The sequence below is a fragment of the Bacillus norwichensis genome, from assembly GCF_014836955.1.
Classification (GTDB): domain Bacteria; phylum Bacillota; class Bacilli; order Bacillales; family Bacillaceae_C; genus Siminovitchia; species Siminovitchia norwichensis.
The window spans coordinates 14,430-36,137 of record NZ_JACSPV010000043.1; the positions used below are offsets into that span (position 1 = coordinate 14,430).

General features: G+C 39.0%; 20 protein-coding genes, 1 tRNA gene and 1 pseudogene. 7 read left to right on the plus strand and 15 right to left on the minus strand.

Going from position 1 to position 21,708, the window contains the following annotated elements:
• Nucleotides 1–10: 10 nt before the first annotated feature.
• Together H9631_RS18105 and H9631_RS18110 are read left to right on the plus strand one after the other, a co-directional pair.
• Nucleotides 11–244, plus strand: a complete 234-nt coding sequence (locus tag H9631_RS18105; RefSeq protein WP_191815314.1) for a hypothetical protein — start codon at nt 11–13, stop codon at nt 242–244.
• A gap of 66 nt (nt 245–310) precedes the next feature.
• The gene (locus H9631_RS18110) at nt 311–547 is read left to right on the plus strand and encodes a hypothetical protein (protein WP_191815316.1); all 237 of its coding nucleotides are present in this window, start codon (nt 311–313) and stop codon (nt 545–547) included.
• Nucleotides 548–553: 6 nt separating this feature from the next.
• Here H9631_RS18110 and H9631_RS18115 read toward each other — a convergent pair whose 3' ends face one another.
• From H9631_RS18115 to serC, 4 genes are all read right to left on the minus strand, one after another.
• Entirely contained in the window at nt 554–1,774 is a 1,221-nt protein-coding gene (locus H9631_RS18115) for an MFS transporter (RefSeq protein ID WP_191815318.1), read from the minus strand.
• 721 nt (nt 1,775–2,495) lie between these two features.
• Nucleotides 2,496–3,260: a YggS family pyridoxal phosphate-dependent enzyme gene (locus H9631_RS18120; protein WP_191815320.1), complete on the minus strand. Its 765-nt coding sequence runs from the start codon at nt 3,258–3,260 to the stop codon at nt 2,496–2,498.
• A 38-nt stretch (nt 3,261–3,298) separates the two neighbouring features.
• Nucleotides 3,299–3,369, minus strand: a tRNA-Cys gene (locus tag H9631_RS18125).
• Nucleotides 3,370–3,879: 510 nt separating this feature from the next.
• On the minus strand, nt 3,880–4,965 hold the full coding sequence (gene serC / locus H9631_RS18130; RefSeq protein ID WP_191815322.1) for a 3-phosphoserine/phosphohydroxythreonine transaminase: 1,086 nt from the start codon (nt 4,963–4,965) through the stop codon (nt 3,880–3,882).
• A gap of 199 nt (nt 4,966–5,164) precedes the next feature.
• Between serC and H9631_RS18135 the strand changes: the two genes are divergently transcribed.
• Nucleotides 5,165–6,061, plus strand: a complete 897-nt coding sequence (locus tag H9631_RS18135; protein ID WP_191815324.1) for a LysR family transcriptional regulator — start codon at nt 5,165–5,167, stop codon at nt 6,059–6,061.
• Between the two features lie 591 nt (nt 6,062–6,652).
• Here the strand turns inward: H9631_RS18135 and alr are convergent.
• The 6 genes and pseudogenes from alr to H9631_RS18160 form a co-directional block, all read right to left on the minus strand.
• Nucleotides 6,653–7,822, minus strand: coding sequence for an alanine racemase (alr, locus tag H9631_RS18140; RefSeq protein WP_191815326.1), 1,170 nt, complete (start codon nt 7,820–7,822; stop codon nt 6,653–6,655).
• Between the two features lie 100 nt (nt 7,823–7,922).
• The gene (locus H9631_RS18145) at nt 7,923–8,162 is read right to left on the minus strand and encodes a thioredoxin family protein (protein ID WP_191815329.1); all 240 of its coding nucleotides are present in this window, start codon (nt 8,160–8,162) and stop codon (nt 7,923–7,925) included.
• Nucleotides 8,163–8,593: 431 nt separating this feature from the next.
• Nucleotides 8,594–9,277: an MOSC domain-containing protein gene (locus H9631_RS18150; RefSeq protein ID WP_191815331.1), complete on the minus strand. Its 684-nt coding sequence runs from the start codon at nt 9,275–9,277 to the stop codon at nt 8,594–8,596.
• 383 nt (nt 9,278–9,660) lie between these two features.
• Complete coding sequence (locus H9631_RS22925) at nt 9,661–9,744, minus strand: hypothetical protein (protein ID WP_404801757.1); 84 nt, start codon at nt 9,742–9,744, stop codon at nt 9,661–9,663.
• A gap of 208 nt (nt 9,745–9,952) precedes the next feature.
• Nucleotides 9,953–10,077: pseudogene (locus tag H9631_RS22460) on the minus strand (cysteine desulfurase); the annotation flags it as partial.
• A gap of 84 nt (nt 10,078–10,161) precedes the next feature.
• Nucleotides 10,162–11,415, minus strand: a complete 1,254-nt coding sequence (locus tag H9631_RS18160; protein ID WP_191815333.1) for a serine hydroxymethyltransferase — start codon at nt 11,413–11,415, stop codon at nt 10,162–10,164.
• A 424-nt stretch (nt 11,416–11,839) separates the two neighbouring features.
• Between H9631_RS18160 and H9631_RS18165 the strand changes: the two genes are divergently transcribed.
• The 3 genes from H9631_RS18165 (at nt 11,840) to H9631_RS18175 (ending at nt 15,676) form a co-directional block, all read left to right on the plus strand.
• Complete coding sequence (locus tag H9631_RS18165) at nt 11,840–13,162, plus strand: aminotransferase family protein (protein ID WP_191815335.1); 1,323 nt, start codon at nt 11,840–11,842, stop codon at nt 13,160–13,162.
• Nucleotides 13,163–13,642: 480 nt separating this feature from the next.
• Nucleotides 13,643–14,161, plus strand: coding sequence for a cupin domain-containing protein (locus tag H9631_RS18170; protein ID WP_191815337.1), 519 nt, complete (start codon nt 13,643–13,645; stop codon nt 14,159–14,161).
• Nucleotides 14,162–15,112: 951 nt separating this feature from the next.
• Nucleotides 15,113–15,676, plus strand: coding sequence for a GNAT family N-acetyltransferase (locus tag H9631_RS18175; protein WP_191815353.1), 564 nt, complete (start codon nt 15,113–15,115; stop codon nt 15,674–15,676).
• Nucleotides 15,677–15,872: 196 nt separating this feature from the next.
• Here the strand turns inward: H9631_RS18175 and H9631_RS18180 are convergent, their stop codons facing one another.
• Together H9631_RS18180 and H9631_RS18185 are read right to left on the minus strand one after the other, a co-directional pair.
• Entirely contained in the window at nt 15,873–16,034 is a 162-nt protein-coding gene (locus tag H9631_RS18180) for a DUF2639 domain-containing protein (RefSeq protein WP_191815339.1), read from the minus strand.
• 289 nt (nt 16,035–16,323) lie between these two features.
• A complete protein-coding gene (locus H9631_RS18185; protein WP_191815341.1) occupies nt 16,324–17,034 on the minus strand; it encodes a CAP domain-containing protein in 711 nt (236 codons plus the stop codon).
• Nucleotides 17,035–17,391: 357 nt separating this feature from the next.
• Between H9631_RS18185 and H9631_RS18190 the strand changes: the two genes are divergently transcribed.
• Nucleotides 17,392–17,634 carry a DNA alkylation repair protein gene (locus H9631_RS18190; protein WP_191815343.1) on the plus strand — a complete coding sequence of 81 codons (243 nt, stop codon included), beginning with the start codon at nt 17,392–17,394 and terminating at the stop codon, nt 17,632–17,634.
• 310 nt (nt 17,635–17,944) lie between these two features.
• Here H9631_RS18190 and H9631_RS18195 read toward each other — a convergent pair whose 3' ends face one another.
• The 3 genes from H9631_RS18195 to H9631_RS18205 all read right to left on the minus strand — a co-directional run bounded on the left by H9631_RS18195 (nt 17,945) and on the right by H9631_RS18205 (nt 21,626).
• Nucleotides 17,945–19,411, minus strand: a complete 1,467-nt coding sequence (locus tag H9631_RS18195) for a lmo1851 family serine protease (RefSeq protein WP_191815345.1) — start codon at nt 19,409–19,411, stop codon at nt 17,945–17,947.
• A 248-nt stretch (nt 19,412–19,659) separates the two neighbouring features.
• Nucleotides 19,660–20,475 (minus strand): M15 family metallopeptidase, encoded by an 816-nt coding sequence (locus tag H9631_RS18200; RefSeq protein ID WP_191815347.1) that lies wholly within the window; start codon nt 20,473–20,475, stop codon nt 19,660–19,662.
• A gap of 218 nt (nt 20,476–20,693) precedes the next feature.
• Nucleotides 20,694–21,626: a PA2928 family protein gene (locus H9631_RS18205; RefSeq protein WP_318246833.1), complete on the minus strand. Its 933-nt coding sequence runs from the start codon at nt 21,624–21,626 to the stop codon at nt 20,694–20,696.
• Between the last annotated feature and the right edge of the window lie 82 nt (nt 21,627–21,708).

Consider the following 21,708-nt stretch of genomic DNA (forward strand, 5'->3'; position numbering starts at 1 on the left):
GAAAGATAAAATGAATCAAGAAAACAACAATGCCCAAGATAACTCAAATCCTCTTTATAACGGTATAGTCAATGCCCTACAGCTTATGCGCCCTGCAGCTGTTTTAGGAATCAAAGGTTTAATGAAGCTGGGCGAAAAGACTAAAACACTCACTGCATACGCCCGTGAAGAATTCGAAGACCTTGTAGCTGAAGCCCAATTTGAAAGAATGAAACAGCAGATTGATGAGGAACAAAAGGAGTAACTAATTAATGGCAGCGGACTTCCTGCAAGAATGCCCGCTGCCAATTAAACTCGGGAGGTATTCCAATTGAGTGGCCAAAATAATGAAATAACCCATGAACTTAGTAAAGCGCTTAAGCATTTAAGTAAAGCTATAACAATCAGTATTCATTCCCTAAAAGCAGACCCCGACAAAAAAAAACATGTCGGTGAATTATGGGAAAGTTTTCTTAGCGCATTTTTCAGCCAGATCAAAGAAAAAAGTAAAGAAAGCAAAATCAACTTGTTACATTTGATTTCCTTTTCAAATATAAGAAAATATTAACGTCTTTTATCTTGATGGTATTTCCGGCACCACCTCTTCAAAATCATCCGCAGCTGCGGCATGTTTCAGTCTTGGCGCCAGTAAAAGGGCCATTGCCAATAGACTGACACATAGCCATAAGGCAGCCGATATTCCGCCCAGCTTGTCAGCCAGCATTCCTCCAATGCCCGGTCCAAGTATTTGTCCCCCGGCAAAATAGATGGTAACATACCCCAAAGCGATTGGAGCATAGGATTGGTGGACCTGCTCGGTCGAAAGTGCCTGGATAAGAGAAAGCATACCAACAAACGTAAATCCCCAAAGCGCCTGGCTTATAACGAAACCTAGTAAGACAGGAATGAATATGGGGATCAAAATGGAAGAACCTCCTAGAAAAATAGTGATGCACAAAGACAGCTTCCTTCCAATACTATCGGAAATGGCACCCCATACCGGCCCGCTGAATATGCTCATGACGCCTCCCAAAGCCATTACGTCCCCTGCATGTTTTTCATTTACGCCAGCTTCCAAAATATAGCTGAAAAAGAAGCTTTGAGGTATCAAATAGGCAAAGCCAATCAAACCATAAATAAAAGCGACAAGCAAAACACCTTTATGGAAATAAACTTCCTTGAATAAGGATACATCTTGGTCCCCTTTTGGGAGCGAAGGTACAGGTGGATCTTTTAAAATCCTAAAAGCAACTAAAGTGATCAGGATGGAACCAGCTCCAAAAAGAAGCCAAAGATAGCGCCAGCCATAATCATCAAACCACTGATTAAAAATTGGTGCAATCAGGCTTGCGATGAGGGTTCCAAGTCCCATCCCGCTTAACAAAAGGCCAATCATCAGCCCCCTGTTGTTCGGAAACCATCCAACGACAATATTTACAAGCGGAGTATATCCGAAAGCGGTTCCGATACCAAGCATGATCATTCCAATAAGAGAAGCGGCATAGCTCCCTGCATTGAATAAAATCATACAGCCTCCGGCAAGAAGCAAAAGACTGATTACCACGAGCGGCTTTGACCCCCATTTGGATGCCATGATCCCCACAAGCAATACCATGGCCAGGTAACCGATTGCTGTGGAGGTCCCCAACATCCCTGCCTGCTGATAGGAAAGATTAAGACTGTCTCTCATATACGGCATAAGAATCCCGTAGGCCATCCTTCCAAAGCCCGATATGCATATAGTGATCAACATACTGACAATGGCATATATCCACATTCTTTTTCGCTGTTTCATTCCTCCACCCCATCAGCTGAAATCTTTTCTATCAAAAAATTTAGAATAAACCTGTAATTAATTGTACCAAAAAGATCATCGCTTGAAAAAAAAGACCTTCAATAAAGTCGTTTAATTTTATTTTATATAACCATGGAAGAGTATTTAAGTTATTTAATTTTTAATTGTATTTCACGATTATTGTTATCAATAATGATTGATCAAAATGCTCTTTTTCTATACTCAATTGAAACCTCCGCTTATAATTCCTTGCTAAATTAAAGTTCCCTTTCTCAAATAAGGGGAGCGACCGCTCTTATTGAACAATCGCTCCCCTTTACTCTAATTAAAAAAACTTTAGCTTTTTTTTTTTCAAATCTACATTTAGTGCGGCTAATAGAATTAGTACGACTTCTTCCCCAATTTCTTTTCGAAACTTAATAATTAGTTCACATTCTACTCCGTATTTTGAAGTTCTCTATCAACAGCTAGATTGAACAGATAACAACAATAATTCCAATCTGTTAGAGATCGGTCCACACCAATCATTTTATCCCCGAGCCGAGCACTAGCAAAACATCTGAATTATTCAAAATCAATCAGGCGTATAATCCCGCTATTTCTAAATACTCGGATTACATCTTCAACATCCACATTTTTATACCTTTTCATATCCTTACGGCTCGAGGAAATTACCAATTCTAGCTAATTGACTAATAGTAACTGTCTTGTTTCTAATGATTCAATAACTACTGATTAGATTATTCTGAAAAATGGTTAACCTTTCATTCCAGTAATAACTGTTGGGATAGATTCTTTCTCCAAAAATTGCAGTCCCTACACGAATCATAGTTGCTCCTTCCTCTATAGCTACTTCCAAATCGCCGGACATGCCCATTGACAGAATATCCATTTCAACCCCATGATAATTTTGTTGGATAATCTGTTGCTGAATTGACTTTAGCAGACGAAAACATTTTCTAGTTTCCTTACTATCAGTAGTCAGTTTCCCTATCGTCATCAGACCCTTAATATTTAATGTATTCAGTTCAGAAAGCTGTTCTACCAAATTCAAAGTTTCTTCAGGAGCAATGCCAAACTTGCTTTCTTCATATGAAGTGTTGACTTGGACGAGAATGTCTATTTGCCTGTTCTCTTTTGTGAGCTCTTTATGTAATGCTCTCCTCAATTTCAAGCGATCAACCGACTGAATACAAGTTACATACTTTAATACATTTTTCACCTTATTCGTTTGCAAATGACCGATGAAATGCCATTCTGTCCGATCATTTTGAAGTAGTGAATATTTTTGCTGCAATTCCTGAACTTTATTCTCACCGATCAATGTTTCATCGGCATCTAGAGCTTGCTTAATTCTTTCCACAGGGACGGTTTTCGTAGCTAGTAGTAGCTTCACTTCCTCAGTTTTTCTACCGACGGATCGACAAGCCGAGTTCATTCTTTCTCTTATTCGCTTCAGATTGTCAACAATCCACAAATCATTCATTTTTCTTCCCCGTTTCTTTAAAAAGAAATTTTAGTAAGAGGGAGTATCTGGATTCGAACCAGAATTGAAGGTTTTGCAGACCTTTGCCTTTCCATTTGGCTATACTCCCAAAAATAAAGTCAACTACCTTTAACTTGATATTACCTGCTACCATTTATAACTTCAATTTGAATATTTTACTTATAATAATTGGTTTTACCTATCATTCCACATCAAGAAAAATGTCCGATAAAACCAAAATTCCAGCAATAAAAAGGCTGGAATTTCAGTTCATAGATTACTTGTTTTTCTAGATAATGTGAAATATATTGTTAAGGTGATTTAACTTCAATTTTGCGACAGTTCTTTCATGCTGTTTGGCTATGAAAAAATCAATTTTGGCTTTAGTCACACATTTCTAATCTATCCTGGGTTATAAGAATATTATGCTGGTCTAATCATGCAATAGTTTTACATTAGCACTCCATTTGGAACCCCAAATGTGTTTAGACAAATTGAGATTATCATGTCCAATACAATATTAAGTTCTTCACTTGTTTAAACAGTATCCATCTCTTCAAGCAAAACCATCTATTAATTGCCTGATCTGAATTAACAATACAACTGCTGAATTCCTCTCTTATCCAAAACGTTTTTGAAAATCCAACATAAAATTCGTTAATGCTTGGCATTGTTCGTATGTAACCGCATTATAAATAGAAACTCTCAGATGGCCTGCATCCCTGTGCCCCTTCACCCCAATAAAACCATTGTGCTCCGCTTCTTGTAAAAAGTGTTTTTCTATACCCTCATTAAAGATACTAAATGTGACATTCATCAACGATCGGCTTTCTGGATGAGCTAATCCGTTGTAAAAGCCACCGCTCTGATCGATTGTGCTATAAATTAAATTAGCTTTGCGGTGATTGCGCTGTTCGATAGCTTTTACCCCGCCGTTATTTCGGATCCATTTCAGCATTAGATTTACAATATAAACTGCAAACACAGGAGGAGTATGAAATAGGGAGCGTTTGCTTGCGTGAATCCGATAATTCATAATATCGGGAATATTTGCAGGAATGCTTTCCAGTAGCTCACGCTTTACAATCACAACCGTAACGCCAGAAGGTCCCAAGTTTTTCTGAGCGCCGGCATAAATAAGTGCAAAGTTTGAAACATCAATAGATCGAGACAAAATATCACTGGACATGTCTGCAATAAGCGGTACTTCACCCGTATCTAAAAAATTTTGGTATTGGGTTCCCGCAATCGTTTCATTAGAAGTAAGGTGAATGTATGCTGTTTCTGGATTGAGTTTAATTTTATAAAGGTCAGGAACCTTTTTAAAATGATCAGACTCTGAGCTTCCTGCAATCGTAGTCTCCCCTACCTTTCTTGCTTCCGCTATCGCTTTTCCAGACCATGTGCCACTGTGCAGATAACTCGCCATACGTCCTTCAGTTAAAAAATTCATGGGCACCATGGCAAATTGCGTACTCGCACCTCCCTGCAAAAATAACACCTCGTAATTAGAAGGAATGTTAAGGAGTTCTTTCAACAATTGCTGCGCTTCCTCATTGATATTCTCATATTCCTTGCTTCTGTGTGATATTTCTAAGATCGATAAACCAGTTCCCTGCAAATCAAGGAGTTCGTCCTGCACCTGATGCATGACTTCTAAAGGTAACGCTGCTGGTCCCGCATTGAAGTTATAGACTTGTTTCATTCTTATTCCCCCTTATAAATTGAAAACACTTGAAATGTTCAGCAACAAAGATATGGCAACTATAAATGGTCATTTTAAATTCCCTTCTCCTTTCAATCACCTTATTAAATCAAACATGCATTGGATATTTTTTATGATTCATTATATAATGATAGAAAATACCTATCATTTTTTCAAAAATGGACGAGGAGGAAGTTAGATGGAATTAAAGCAATTGGAATACTTTATGACCCTATGTCAGGAACTCCATTTTACCCGCGCAGCAGAGAAGCTTGGTATCGCCCAACCCTCCCTAAGCCAACAAATCCGTTTACTGGAGCACGAAATCGGAACCCCCCTGTTTGATCGTGTCGGCAAAAAGACTCTAATGACTGAAGCAGGTAAAACGTTGCTCCACCATGGCTACAATGTATTTCATGAACTTTCGCAGGCGCGAGCTGCTATCAGCGAACTACAAGGGTTAAAGAGAGGTACATTGAAAATTGGTGCACTTCTCACAGTAGTAAATTACTTGCTTTCGCCGACTGCTATCAGCTTTAACCGAAACTATCCGAATGTAGAACTGTCAATTCTTGGTCTACGAACTGGAGATATTTACGAAGGACTTCTCCAAAATGAACTTGACTTGGGTATCGTATTTTTACCGATGGAACATGAGGATTTGGAAACAATCCCGCTCTATAAAGAAGAGCTTGCTCTAGCGGCACCTGCTGATCATCCCCTTGCCAGTGAACCGTTTGTAACACTTGACATTATTAAAAATACCCCTTCTGTTTTATTGCCTGACACGTACTTTTTACGGCAGCTTATTAATGAGCAATGTCGCTCATTCGAATTTACACCACAGCCGGTCATGGAAATGACAACGATGGAATCAATTATTAATCTGGTCAGCATGGGAGTTGGCGTTACCATTCTTCCAAAACCGTACCTCGATTATCATGAAAATGAGCAAATACGAACAATCCCGATCCAAGATCCGATACTTACTACCCAAATTGGTGTCGTTTATAGGAAAAACAAATATTTATGTGCCGCCAGCCGTGTGTTTATGGAACATTTAATTAGTACGGTCAAGGATGAAAAAATAGACTGAGTAACTCAACCTTTTTAGGGTAGATTGGAACCAAGCGACGTCTTAAAAGAAAAAATTCTTTGTCTTTCCTTAAGAACAGACTTTTACTAAGATTTCTTCCGCTTCGTAATCATGCTTAACACGATGAACAATGATATACGCAGGTGAGCGTGAAGTCGACTACTCTCAAAACAAGTCATAGTATTCCGATTTAGTGTAAATTGAAGTAAAGGATTGTTCAATTCAATAATTAATATGATTTGAATTGGTATCTCCTATGATTAGACCTGCTAGTGCACTACCTTCAGCCTCCGAAAGAGAGATTAGGTTCGAGATAGTCTTGAAGGTTGCTATGCGAGAAAGATATTTTTGTATAAGCTCACAGTAATGGGGCGTGACGGCCCCGTTAACATTCTGGTTAAAATGAAACAGCCCAAGAAGGAATCCCGTACAATAGGATTTTTTTGCATGGCAGAAATGCCAACGCTGATCCAAAGCCCAAAGTTCATCAAAGCTTCATCGTAATAATGTCATACTGTGGGTGGAACAATTTTCATTTCTTAAGTGCGAATCATCAATCACAACATCTTGCCCACATCACTCTGTACCGCATTACATGGAAAATGAGATCCAGTAATTCTCAACCTCAAGATGCCGAGAGCCTCTTTTATATACACGGGGAACGCGAAAATTGATCGTACATGTTACCTCGTAATTGATCGTTCCCAGTTTTTCCGCAATTTCTTCTACTGTAACAAAGTCTTCAGATTCTTTGCCGCCAATCAAGGTAACCGTAGTGCCAATCGGCAAATAATTAGGAAGCTTGACCATCATCTGATCCATACAAATCCTTCCAACAATGTTTGCACGCTGCCCATTTACAATAACACTTTGGCTTTCTAGCTTACGCAGCCAGCCATCAGCATATCCAACTGGAAGCGTGGCAACCCAATCCTCACTCTGTGCTTGGTAGTCTGCCCCATATCCAATATATTCGCTCGGAATAACTTTTTTCACATGAACGATTTTGGTGTGAAGCGAGAATACTTGTTTCCCTTTCGCAAGCGGAGCTTTTTGCTGTGATGTGACAAGACCGTAGATCGCAATCCCTACCCTGACCGCATTAAACAAGGAATTCTTGTGGCAAAGGGTACCTGCACTATTGGCGGCATGTACATATTTCGGTTTTTTTTCCAACACTGAGACATATTGTTTAAAAAGTTCCAACTGCCGCTGATAATATTTTTCTGACGTTAGGTCGGCTGTCGAAAAGTGGGTGAATATCCCCTCTAATTCAAATGAATACGCATAATGAATGAATCGTTCGACTTCCTTTAGTTCATTTTTATGCTTAAGTCCAATGCGCCCCATCCCGGTATCGCACTTAATATGGACTTTGAGCGGCGGATCCCTGCTATCCATCACCCGGCTGGCTTCTTTGAGCCACTCTATTTGGAATACCGAGACTGAAATATGATGCCTGGCGGCAACACCCGCATCCACTGGCCTGATAAGGCCTAGAACAAGAATTGGCGCTTGAATCCCTTTCAGCCTAAGGGCCAATGCTTCATCAAGCAAAGCGACAACAAGGCCATGAGCGCCCGCTCTCAGGGCTTCTTTTGCTACTTGAAAATCTCCGTGTCCATAGGCATTTGCTTTTACCACAACAAACAATTTCGTTCCCAGCGGTAGTCCATTACAAATAGCCTGTACATTTTGATAAAGGGTGTCCATGTCAATCTCTACCCATGTATCACGAAAATATTGAGTTTGGCCAATCAAAAAAAGTCACGCTCCCCAAGAGTTTAATTTGACTCCTCTATTGATTAATCAACTCACTCCAAAAAGAGGTGCCCCTGCCGACACCTCCTTTTTCTAGCCATTACCCTTTTTTTACATCTTCCAAGCTTGCACCATAATTGATATGGTAGATGTCACCTTCAATAACCAATGCAGGAACGGATTTAATCCCAACTCTCTCTGCTTCTTCAATACGGTTTCGTTCTGTACCAAGATGGACGATTTCGGTACTGATTTTTGAGTTATCAAGATATCCAAGCACAACTTGTTCAGCATCTACGCAAATTGGGCACCCAGCATGATAAAAAACTGCTTTTGTCATTTTTTCATCCACTCCCTGAATATTTTATGTAGCTTTACTACATATTTATATCGTATGTGAAACCAACTATCACGAACAATCCTTTATTTCTTATCATTATCATAGGGATAGGCAATGATTTTACATTCGTATCGTATTTTACTGCATTTTATCAGAAGTCCACGCGCATAAAGTCAATGAGGCTGGGACAGAAGCATTTTAGGTAAAGGAAAATCCGAACTTTGATTCAAATTTCTTCTAGGAGAAATTGAATCAGTTCGGATTTTCTTGTTTAAAGCTATTAATTTCTATAAATCATTCGTCTTTTAGGTTGATCTTTTTAGTTATGTCCCAGCCTCATTGGTGGTGCTTAAAGTTTAGCTAAAGACAAAGCAATAGGTTTGACCCCGAGAACTAGTTATGAATGAAAATATTATTAATGAATAGACCTCTCATTTATTACCAGTTAATCTTTCCCGAGAATCAACCTCGTCTCCCTTTAAACGTTTTAAAAATGTTTTCCTCCAATTTTGAGACAGTTCTTCTACTTCGAGTATCTTTTTTATCCCTTCGATATTCCCTTTCTCATGATGCATAATCTGGTTTGCAAAAGAAACCGTAATAGCATTAGTATGACTGTGAATTTTTGTAAAAACAGCTGACTTGGATACAATCCCTTCTTTCAGAACACGGCAGTAAAAGCCCGTATAGCCTGATTTCTGTACCTTTAGCGGCAATTCAGGCATACCGTACTTAACCGATAATTTGTAACAAGGCTGCCTTGGTTGACTAACCTGAACAATTGCATTGTCAAGCTCAAATATATCACCGATGCAAACGTCTGTTTCTAACAATCCTTGGGTTGTTAAATTTTCTCCAAAAGCACCGTAATCCAGCTTTTTTTTCAATTCATTTTCCCAATAGGGATAATGTTCAAAAGGATAAACGCATACAGCCTTCTCCTTGCCTCCGTGATGAACAAGATCAGCCTGACCATCCCCCTCAAAGTTCAAACATGATAAAAATAAAGATTTATGTACAGGTGTCTTAAATATACCCGTGGAAACTTCTTGATTATGAAACTGTACCTGTATCGGTTTACTCACATTGATTGAAAGGATTTTGACTTGACTCATTAGCAATCCTCCTTAACTTCTTCTAAGCTCTCTCTGTCCAATTTGCTTGATTTTAGACTATATAATTTCTTACCTTGACTTCTGTTTCGCCCTATTTCTGATAGGCGGCATGGTAGAGGGGACGACGTTGCTCATCAAATGCGCCTTGGCGTATTTGCGCCCAGATTTTATCGAGCTCCGCTCGATAAGCTTCCTCTGAAAATCTGTGGCTCCGCCGGAGACTTTAACTTTATTCAGCCGGGGTTTGAACCCTTACTGAATGAAATACCAAATATGCATTCATCTCACCACTTACAGAAGTGGGAGACTTCTGCCGAATGAAGTTAAATGCAATGGAGTGGCGAAACGCAGCTGTAATAGATTTTTGATTCCTCCACAGCCTCTTAGACGGATTTACCTTTTGCTAACTGGGCTGTGATTGCGGCAGAGCGGCTGCACCCTGCTCCATTTGTATGGATTGTATCAATACGCCAATATGGAACTTCTCACCATCATCTAACACATCAACAGCAGGTCCTTCCAGACGGCCTCCTTTTAGGCCGAGTTTTTGTAGCTCCACTCGCTAGTTTTAAGTCCTAAACAGCTGTAGTTGCTGATTCGTTTCTAAATAGCACTGCTGCTTCCGGCATATTTGGTGTAATGATCGTGGCTAAGGGCTATCAATTATAATTAATGCTTCACCGCTTCAATCACATGAATTGGTTTTTGGGCTAAGCAGCACTATCCAAATAAACCAGAGGATGGCCATAAATTTTCTGGTTTAGTATTGGAAAAAGCTCGCGAATTTCTGAAGACTCCATCATTATTCCCTCCATTCACCGTTAATTTTGCGATAAGCCTTTATCTTACTCACCGTTAAATGACTGGTACGGGCAACACTCTTCCTATATTCTGCTTACTTCACGTTCATATAAAGGGAACCGCGAGGATATCCCCTTTACCTTATCTCTCATTTTTTCCTGTATTTCCGAACGTCTAGGATTTTTTAAAGTCTGTGCTATGATGCCTGCAATTAACTTCATTTCCTCTGGGCCCATACCTCTTGTTGTCACTGCAGGTGTTCCGATACGAATCCCGCTTGTTACCAACGGACTTGTTGTATCAAAAGGAATTATGTTTTTATTAACGGTAATTCCAATGTCATCAAGTAATTGCTGAGCCTCTTTCCCAGTCACCCCTATGTTGCGTAGATCAAGAAGAATTAGATGGTTATCAGTTCCCCCAGAGATAACTGTTAGATCTTCTGCCATTAATGCTTCTGCTAATATTTTGGCGTTTTGAACGACGCGCTCCATGTATGTTTTAAACTCGGGCTTGGCGTTTTCTCCAAAAGTAACAGCTTTCGCTGCAATCATATGCATGAGTGGACCACCTTGAGTTGTTGGAAAGACCGCTTTGTCAATGGCCCGGGCCCATGATTTGCGACATAAAATAACTCCTCCTCTCGGTCCGCGCAGTGTTTTATGAGTTGTTGTCGTTACAAAGTCGGCATAGGAAACTGGGCTTGGGTGCAAACCTGCTGCAACGATTCCTGCGATGTGAGCCATATCCACGAGGAACAATGCGCCTACTTCTTCTGCAATCTGAGCAAATGGCTCGAAGTCAATCATCCGCGGATAAGCGCTAGCCCCTACGACAACCATTCGTGGCTTATGTTTGTGAGCTAATTTCCGTACCTCATCAAAATCGATGCGAAAGGTTTTATCATTCACCCCATATGGGATAAAGTTATACATTTTTCCAGAAGCGTTGACAGGGCTTCCATGCGTCAAATGCCCTCCATGTGATAGATCCATGCCGAGAATCGTATCACCGAACTCTACTGCAGCAAAATATACCGCCATGTTCGCCTGGGCCCCTGAATGGGGTTGCACATTGGCATGCTCTGCACAGAACAGCTCCTTAACCCTTTGTCTGGCCAACTCTTCTACGATATCCACGTAATCGCAACCGCCATAATATCTATTCCCTGGGTAGCCTTCCGCATATTTATTGGTTAAGACTGTCCCCATCGCTTCTAACACCGCCTCACTTACAAAGTTTTCAGAAGCAATTAGTTCTAACTTATTTCGTTGCCGTATAAGTTCTAAATTGACAGTAGTTGCTATAGCGGGATCTTGTTTAAGTAGATCTTTCATACTATCATTCTCCTTTGATAAGTGGCTTTGGCATTTCCCTGTTGGCTGAAACCTACAACAACAGGCTATGATACCCTCATCGCGATTTAGTATAAATCGCAGAAAATGATTAATCAATCTAATAAACCATATTGTTTCGATAGGTAAATACTATAATGAAAAGCACTATCATCTTTAACTATTTCTTAGCTCGCTCATTCATGAAAAAAATAGCGAAGAGTCAAAATTTCTTCCCTACCACTCCATTTCTATTGATTTTACATACGAATCTTTACCATTATCCTTTTGCATAATGATAGGAATATCCTATTGAAATGATATAGATTATTAGATTGTATAATTTTTCACTTCAAATTAAACTAAATGTGGCAATACCGCTATATTTCCACATTTTTATACAACTTTGAAGAGGAGGAGTTCAAATATGAGCACCGAAATATTAAGGCAAGAATTAGTTGAATTGGACAAGAAATATTTTATTCATCCGACATCTTCTTTACAGGATCAGCAAGAAAACGGTCCTGGTATTATTTTTGATAAAGCGGAGGGTGTTTATGTTACAGATGTTAATGGAAAGAAATATCTTGAAGGTATGGCTTCCCTTTGGAATGTAAACATTGGATATGGCCGTAAGGAGATTGCTGAAGCAGCAAAAGAGCAACTTGAAAAATGTGCGTACGTTTCAAGTTTTACTGGCTTGAGTAACGAACCTGCTATTCGTCTTGCTGCTAAAGTTGCCGAAATAACGCCTGGTGATTTAAATAGCGTATTCTTCACTTCCGGCGGCTCTGAATCAAACGATTCAGCATATAAGTTTGTCCGCCACTACTGGAAAGTGAAAGGAAAGCCTGAAAAGACAAAAATTATTGCTCGTGAAAGAGCATATCATGGAGTTGCATCTGGTTCCACAAGTGCCACCGGAATCAAATCATTCCATGAGTTTACTACATCACTAGCACCTGGGTTCGTGCATATTGATCCGGATGATCCGGATGCTTTTAGAAAAGTAATTGAAGAAGAAGGAGCAGATACCATCGCGGCATTCCTAACTGAGCCTATTCAAGGAGCGGGCGGAGTAAATTTTCCCAAAGAAGGATACTTAAAGGAAATCCGTAAAATCTGTGATGAATATGATATCTTGTTCATTGCTGATGAAGTAATCAGCGGTTTTGGGCGTACAGGAAAAATGTTCGCTTGTGAACACTATGATATAGTTCCAGATGTAATGATAATGGCTAAAGGTATTTCCAGCGGTTATATTCAATTAGGTGCAGTTGTGTTACGTGAGCACATACATCAAGATTTAATTAAATACTCCAAAGGCGTATTGATGCATGGACTGACTTATAGCGGTCACCCAACAGCTTGCGCCGTTGGTTTGAAAAACATTGAAATTATGGAAAATGAAAACATGGTAGAGAATTCCAAGGTAATGGGAGACCTTCTAGCAAGCAAATTAAAAGAGCTTCAAAAAGAAACTGATATCGTCGGTGAAGTGCGTCACCTTGGATTAGTTGGTGCAATTGAACTTGTTAAAAATCAGGAAACTGGCGAACGTTTCAAGGAAAAAGTCTCTGTAAAAGTTGTAGCTATAGCAAGAGAACGCGGATTGATCTTGCGTAACGTTGTATACTGGGATAAAGATACAATTGTTTATGCTCCTCCGCTTTGCATCAATGAAAAAGAAATTAACGAATTTGTGGATATCCTTAAAGGTGCAATTTTTGAGGTACAAACATCACTATAATTTTCAGATTAAAAAAAGCGGGCTATCATAGCCGCTCTTTTTCATTTCTCACAGTTTTCTAGGAAGGGAGGGGCATCGCAAAAGAACATGACCTGTAGTAAGATTGAATGATTATAGCTTAATCCTATCGTTTTCATAAAAATAATTGAATTGATTAATGAAAATAGACAATTATACTGATATATAAAGAACAAATTTGAGTTTTATCAAAAAAGTGCCTCCTAGTACAGTACCTACAGACAGTCCATCGTAGGTAATTAAGTCATATTTACTCCGTGTATACATCGGGACTAAGGAATGTGTGGATGAACCTCTTAAAGACAGAAGCGAGAACCGGCAAGGCAGGAAGGAGTGATATTTGAATACCTTAAATATTTGGATCTCTCGTTTTAATAATCAATAGACAGGTGGATGAGAATTTCGAGAAGACAAAGGCACCTTGAAGAAAAATTTTACATTATCCAAGGAGGGACAAGAGCAATGAGCAAAGAAAGAACAGAAATAATGTCTGTATCAGAATTCCGCAAGAAAGCTATGAAGTCAAGGATGCGCCCAGCCGTATGGAAATGGGAAGATATATATCCTAAGCTTAAGAAGACAGTAGCTTCACCAGAGAAAGGCCGCGGCACCATTTCTCTAGTGCATAAAGATACAGGTGACGCATACGGGGTATCCCCTACTCTTAATGTTATAGTCCAGGTTTTTAAGCCTGGAGTACATGAACACGCACATCGTCATTCAAATGTTGCACTCTTTTTTGTTTTTCAAGGCCAAGGATATAGTATCATTGATGAAGAAATAATTGAGTGGAAAAAAGGCGACCTTGTATTAGCTCCTTCTTGGTCAAAACATGAGCATTGCAATACGTCTGATACAGAAGACGCTATTCTTATCACATTCCAAGATGTCCCTCATGTCAGTAGCTTGGGAGCATGGTTTTTCGAAGAGCCCATCGGAGAAATGCCTAGTCATATGGTGGGAGAACCCCTAGACTCTTAGTAATAGGATCATTATGCAATCGCTGTAGTGGATTTATATAAAAGGTAACATGTTTTGTAAATTCACGAGTCAGATAATCTCACTAGCACTAGTTCTAGATCTAATCGGTAGGAGTAGGGTGACTAAATTCTGACCTCAGTAAGCGTCAAATAATCCCCACCTGTTTTTCAGATGGGGATTTCATATATGTTTTATTTAGATTTATCAAGAACCGACATTCCTGTGGAAGTGTTGAGGTTTCATCATAAAAAGACTTCCCAAAATATCACCCAAGAGAGGTTCAAATGTAGGTAATTCACCATCAACAGATAATTTCTTCAACCCTTGTGACATATCATAGATTTTTTAAAACGTCTTTTATCGAAAAAGTCCGTATTTAAGACAAAATCATTTTTATATCCTCTCATTTATAAACGATTCCTCGACCATATCCATTGCAACTTTTTCACGAACATTTCTTAACATGTGGACCACACTTTGGACAGTGCAAATTCACTCCATTCCAAATATCGGTATCATTGCACTCCACATATTTTCCTGTGATGTACGGATCATGGAACAACAGCGGAAATTGCTTCCCCTTTTTTAAAAAAAGAACGCATTTATACCCCTTCTTTTTCAGCAATCAAACGTTCCCACAACTATCCTTACACCTTGATCCACAAGGCTCCAATAAGGAAGCAAAGCTCATGTCGAAAAACAAAAAATAATATTTTTCAAAAATGTATTTTAGGTATTTGCAAACAAAATAAATTTTTGTATTATATGGGTAGATATTCAAAAAAAAGAATACATCTCATAATTGAGGGAAGGCAAATGGTGCGCCACCAGTCCTGTTTCTGACTGGTCTTAGTGGGTTCGATTCCCACCCCGAAATTTTTTATGCAAGTTTAAAAAATTTCGAGGGCAGGATCGAATGCCGACCTGCCCTGTGCAGGAGGGATTCAGATGATGCTCAAGAAACGTGAAGTAAATGGGCATGAATGCCGGATTTTGTTTGATTTGATGACGCACCCTGATGTCTTCCCTTACGTACGTCAGAAAGCATCTTCGTACGATGAGTTTGTCTTTTTAACAAAGCAAACTATTGAAGCAGAAGAACGTGGCGAATTGATCTCAAGGACCATTCTTGATGAGTGGGAAAATCCAATTGGCACCATTAGTCTTTTTGATATCAACTCAAAAAGCGGATTTTTGGGAACATGGATTGGCAAGCCATTTCACGGAAAAGGTTATAATCATATAGCGAAGGAAAACTTTTTTCAGGAATTATTTTTCGAGAATGACATTGAAACAGTTTTTTTACGAATCCGCAAAGAAAACATTCGGTCGAAAAAAGCAGCGGAAAAGCTCCCGTATACCATTTTAGCCACTGAAACAAGACGTGAACTTTATAATCAATTGAACAGCGGCGGATATGTGTATGACCTCTATGAGGTGCCAAAAGATTTATACACGATGGCGATAATTCGCAACTCCACAGTTGAAGAAGAGACACAGTCACTGGAGGCTTAATCGAATAAAAAACAATTGAAAAGGGATATCTAAAAAGCTCTTAAAATAATGAACAACCGAAGGAAAACTATTCCTTCGGTTGATTTTGTGGTTGAGTTATCTCACCGGAAGTCACCATTTTTAAAGGAAGCTCTTAGGTTGGGATCTTTCACGGTTCAACAAAGAACAGGCACTTGCCTTTCTGGACATTCCCTCCTTATTTCTCCTCCTTTTTTTCCTCTGCTTCTATCAATTCATTGTACAGATTTCTCACAACATATATTTTAAATAATTCCAGCTTCTTTTTCTTTTCTGGGTGAAAACGGATGCCTCTTTCTTTCAATTGCGCAATATACCATCCCTTCGAATAAATGTGCATTTATTCTTCTCCCCCTTTTCACATGCCAATTATCATATGAAAGGAGCGGGGAGATGTTGCTTGTCTATTTGTGTGGGAGCGAAAGATCAAACGCGCAGTGGCTTTAACTTCATTCAGCAGAAGCTGAATGAAGTTAAAGCCAACCAAAGAACCAAAGATATACAGACATTATATATTCTTCGGCATCCACCTCTTTTCAAAAAAAAGCAAAAAAGCAGGTGGAGAAAATAGTCAGTCCTTTTTCTCCACCTGCTTTATTTTAGGAACTTTTAAGACAGTTCCACATTTATTATTTTCCGATGAATTGTTGTGTCCAGTAATTTCCTTCCGCTACATATCCCACACCGATATGAGTGAAATCTTTGCTCATGATGTTTTCACGGTGGCCAGAGCTGTTCATCCATGCATTAACAACTTCCTCAGGTGTGCGCTGTCCTTGTGCAATGTTCTCACCTGCAGCGCTGTAGCTGATACCGAATTTTTTCATCATATCAAATGGTGATCCGTATGTTGGGCTATTATGATCAAAATAGTTGTTTGCAGACATGTCTCTGGATTTTTCACGAGCCACTTTGCTTAATTCTGCATCGACTTTAAGTGGAGCAAGTCCATTTTTAGCTCTTTCCGCATTAGTCAATTCAACTACTTTTTGCTCATATTCGCTTAACTGGCTATTTTGCTGCTCTGCTGGCTTTTGTTCCTCTTTTTGAGACTCCTGTGGGTTAGTAGGAGCCGGTTTTTCTGCTGGTTTTTCAACTTGTTCTGGTGCTGGCTTTTCAGCTTGCTGTTTATCTTTATTGCTTTGATTATTTTTCCAATTAGGATTTTTGGAAGCAAATTGCTTGCAAAAATCATTAAAGTTTTGAAAATCTCCAGCTTGATAATAATACACCTTTACATTTGGTTGAGCTTGATCTGGCTGCGCTGCGCTAGCTTGTCCCGCTATAGGTGCGGCTAAAATTCCCAACGCTGCTGCTGTAGAAATAATTGATTTTTTCATTTCATTTTTTCCTCCCTGTCTTTTTCTGTTTTCATAGTATCATAGGGTTTTTGTAATATTTGCGGGAGGAAATTCCAATTTCAAAGCATATTTTTCCTTACATCTATTTATAGAGCTGAAGGTTGATATTATGCGATATTTTAAGAGAAAGAGAAATAACTTACATTGCCAATGCTGGAAAAATCCTGTATTGACAGTTAAAACTTTCTATATATTCACGGTTGACAAATGTTGAAACAGGCACAGTTTGTAACATATATTACGATGTTATTTCAATTGTAAGCGTAATGTAAGCAAGATTAACTTTTTTAATAAAATCAGTAATGCTTGGTTATTCTTAATAAAAAGGAGGTCATCATGAGCACAAAATATCGCTGTCCCAACTGCAAAACAAACCGAACACGGTTCAATATCGTTGAACAAATCGTTTCTGCAGTAAAATTGAATCCAGATACGGGTGAAATTGTAGAAAAATATGAATCAATGGAGGAGGCAGGTCCCTTTCACGCGCATTATAATGGCCCTGAAAGAAGGATACAATGCGGTTCATGTGGTTTAATTGAGGATGAAAGAACTTTCGCGAAATATGGTGAACAATGAGTGATTTGAACAAAAAACAAGTCACTTGTATAAATTCTGCATCAATAGAGAAAGAACTCCCTGTGAGAAAATCCAAGGAGTTCTTTTTTGATGAGGTCGTTTTATTTGTCGCAAAGCTGCTAGGAACTGTCCATCGTTTAATATTCTGGGTTCAAAATACGAAATGTTAATAAAATCGAGACTACTGTCAATCCACCTAGTCCATGTCGAGAATCAGGCCAGTCCATATCCAATTAGAGATGCAACGTATAAGCAGTCTCACGCCATGGGCAAAGTGTTTATACGCCAACAAACAAATGTCTGCGATTTTCTATTTACCTTTCTTCTTGGACAACATTTTAACTGCTTCTTTAACTTGCGGATCGTTTTCCACCAGATGCTCGCGGATTTTATTCATAAGCGCGATCGTTGTATCGCCTGACAATTCACCGGTTGTTTTAAGCTTTTCATCTTGTTGGAACTCCATCACTGCTTGTTTAGTGTCTTCGTCATAGTAGGAGTCCACCTTGCCCGGGTCATACCCTAGTTCTTTTAATATTTGCTCGGCTGTTTTCACTTCAGATGATGCTGAATCAACCTTTAATTTATGATCCGGATCGATGTAAGACAGTGAAGCATATTTAGGCATGGCTACCCTTTTATCCGGCTGGATTCCTTTTTCATTAATCCAATTGCCTTCAGGAGTCAGCCATTTAGCCATAGTATATTTGATATTGGAACCATCTTGGAATTCGTCGGTTGTTTGTACAGTGCCTTTACCGAAAGTTTTTTCTCCGACAAGTGGAATACCCGCAGATTCGCTCACAGCAGCAGCGAGAATTTCAGAGGCGCTGGCACTGCCCTCGTCGACCAGTACAACTGTCGGAACGGTAATTTTTTTACCATCTTTTGCAACGTATTCTTCCACTTTTCCGTTCCTATAGGCTACCTGAAATAACTTTCCTCCTTTTGGAACAAACAGATTGGAAATGTTGATTGCCTGATCCAGCAATCCTCCTGGATTTTTACGCAAATCAAGAACCAAGGATTTCATTCCCTTGTCTTCCATTTCTTTTAAGGCTTCGTTCAAATCTTTATCTGTGTGGCTGGAAAAACTCGTAATTTGAATTTTGGCTACTCCGTTATCCAACATTTCAGGATAAACAGTATTAATCGGAATTTCGTCACGTGTAATTGTAACCTTTTCTGGTTCTTCGCCTTCTTTGCGTTCAATCGTCAGAGTCACTTTCGTGCCTTTTTCACCTCTGATCAGCAGAACCGCTTCGTTGGCGCTCATGCCTGTGACACTTTTCCCATCCACTTCAGTCACTTTATCATTTGGTTTGATTCCTGCTTTTTCCGCTGGAGACCCTTTAATGGGGGAAACAACGACGATGGTACCATTTTTCTCCTGAATCTCAGCACCAATTCCTTCAAATGACGATGTGATGCTTTCTTCAAAAACCTTACTTTCTTCTTTCGTCATATAATCGGAATATGGATCATCCAGCGCTTTCACCATTCCATCAATTGCACCATCAATCAGTTTGTCTTCCTTTACATCCTGGAAGTAGCTTTTCTTTAATTTATCGTACGTGTCGTATAATTTATTAAACTCGGATCTTTCCTGCATACCAACATTTACTGCTTTTTCATCGCCAAATGAGAGAGCTAATATGGTTACACCCGCTGTTAAAAATACGACAAGAAAAATTAACATGACAAACCTGAATTTTTTCATCTTGATAAATCCGGCATGTTGCGGAATATCTTCTCTATTATTTTGATCTTCTTCCATCCATTTCACCACTTTCATCACTTCAGCTCATCTTTACTTATTCAATCATTTGTAAGTTTATCCAACCCCTTTATTCTACCAGTTTTACATAGCGAGTAAAAGCATAATGGAGTGTGAGAGTCTCTAAAATATCCAAGACGATTACAAATCGTCAAATCAGTAGCCACGAATCTCTCAAGCCTTTTTTCCATCATTTCCGCAGCTAATTGAATGGTTTAAAAAAACTTTGCCATCTTTCAGGCAAAGTTTTAGATTTTTGATACACGCTCAAAATACTCTTCCAACGTCCAATTGCGTTCATAAATGATCTTCGATGCTTTTACCCCTACATATCTGAAATGCCATGGTTCATACTGATATCCCGTTATATCTTCCTTCCCTTTCGGATATCGTAAGATAAACCCATAGTGATGGGCATTTTCCCTTAACCACTTACCTTCAGGCTTTTGTTCCAGCTCTTCAACCAAATAGTATTGAACAGACTCACTCGTAATATCCATAGCCAGCCCTGTTTGATGTTCACTGCTTCCAGGAATAGCAACTGCCTGAGTTGCCTTTTTCTCCCCGGACCTTGCAGTTTCGACCTGAAAAACCTCTTTTTGGCGGTCAAAGGAACGATATCCAGATGAAGCATAAAGTTCTATGCCATCTTTCTTGGCAGCTTCAAACATTTTTTCCAATGCCTTCGCGGCATTTTTTCTTAGATAGCTCTTTTCAATATCCTGATTCCCAAAGGAAAAAGCTACCTTCGGCCGAATTAAATCCTCAGGAGCATAATCACTCGGCAACGCATAGGTTTTATTGACCAAGGCCAGAATATTACTAGCATTCACAATTTCTTTCCTGCCGTCTACCTCTACGATTTCATTGAAATAGGCGGCTTCTAGGGCTAATTCAGGATCCACTTTTTTAATGGCATCATTAGTGTGCTGATTTTCTTCCGTTTGATTCTTTTCAGAAATGTTGTCCGGCTTTTGTTGCTCCTTGCTCTCGTCCCAAAATTGATTCCACTGGCAACCGGCAAGCAAGAGTACGATCATGGTGATATTTGCTATTTTTTTCATAAAAAATTCTCACGACTCCAATTCACTGTCAAAAAAATTTCCTCCGGACTTAATTACAGATTCAGCTGATTTTACAATCTTAATTATTACCTATTATGTCTATCACTGTCAAAAACAATCTTTTAAATAAGTGTTATTCAGTAATCGAATTGCTGTTTACTCACTGACAGACACCACGTAAAATCACATATTAAAATGTACTTCCTCAATCATGTAATTTACATAACAGGGCGATTCCAACGCAGCTCATACCTTAATAGCTCTTTTCCTGTCTCCTTATCCATTAAAACGAACTCATCTCCTGCCTGAATCGCTAAGTAGTGCTTTAAAACTCTTACTCCTGGATTTTGTTGTTCAGAATTAACTCTGCCTATGTTTTCTTCCCAAATAATGCGATGTAGTTCCATATCATAAAATAATAAAATTTGCTCTGCATTTGGCTGTTTTGTTTTTCGATAAGAAACAATGGCTGTTTTGTGCTTTAGGTTAACATCTAAAACCTTTGGATCTAAATTTGCAAATGGTTGAATGGAATGTTCATTTAATACATCATTCATATATTCCGAAATCTCTTTATAGTCTTCATGGTCTAGAGGCTGATCATGTGATGCATAATAATGAGGTATCGCGCTCTCTACAAAGAAAAAAGTAGAAAGATATCCTTCTGCTTCGATATTTTCTCTTAACTTTTTTCCATCATATTGATAATATTTCCCGTCAATTCCCTCGAAATACAACTTATCTTGCAAAATAGCTAGTCTGTGTGCCGAATTACTTAAAATATCTATTAAATGTTTATGTTTCTTTGTAAACACTTCTTTAGATAGCTTTTCTTTTCCGGTCTGAATGTCTATAAGCGATAGTTTTCCGGTTTCACCATCATTATGATGAACTAGAAGCCCCCCCATAAAAGTGCCGATAAGTGTCTCTCTATTTGCCAATGCTTTGGTCCATTGTTTATCGCCCGTATTTAGATTAATTGCCACCATTTGATAATGAGGAATAATCTGGGTGATGCCGTGAGCCGTACCATTATTTTCAGATCCTTTAATCATTTGAACGGTAATTTTCTCTGATTGATCTGTATAAACAGAGGACACAGAGTTAATTGGAAAACTCCGGCCAGCTAAACCAAAAGCAATCATTATAATATTACTTACTCAACTTTCGCAGAGAGAAATTGGCAAATAAGCCTTGATGTAGTTGGGAAGGCCAGAGAACCACTGCTCAAGT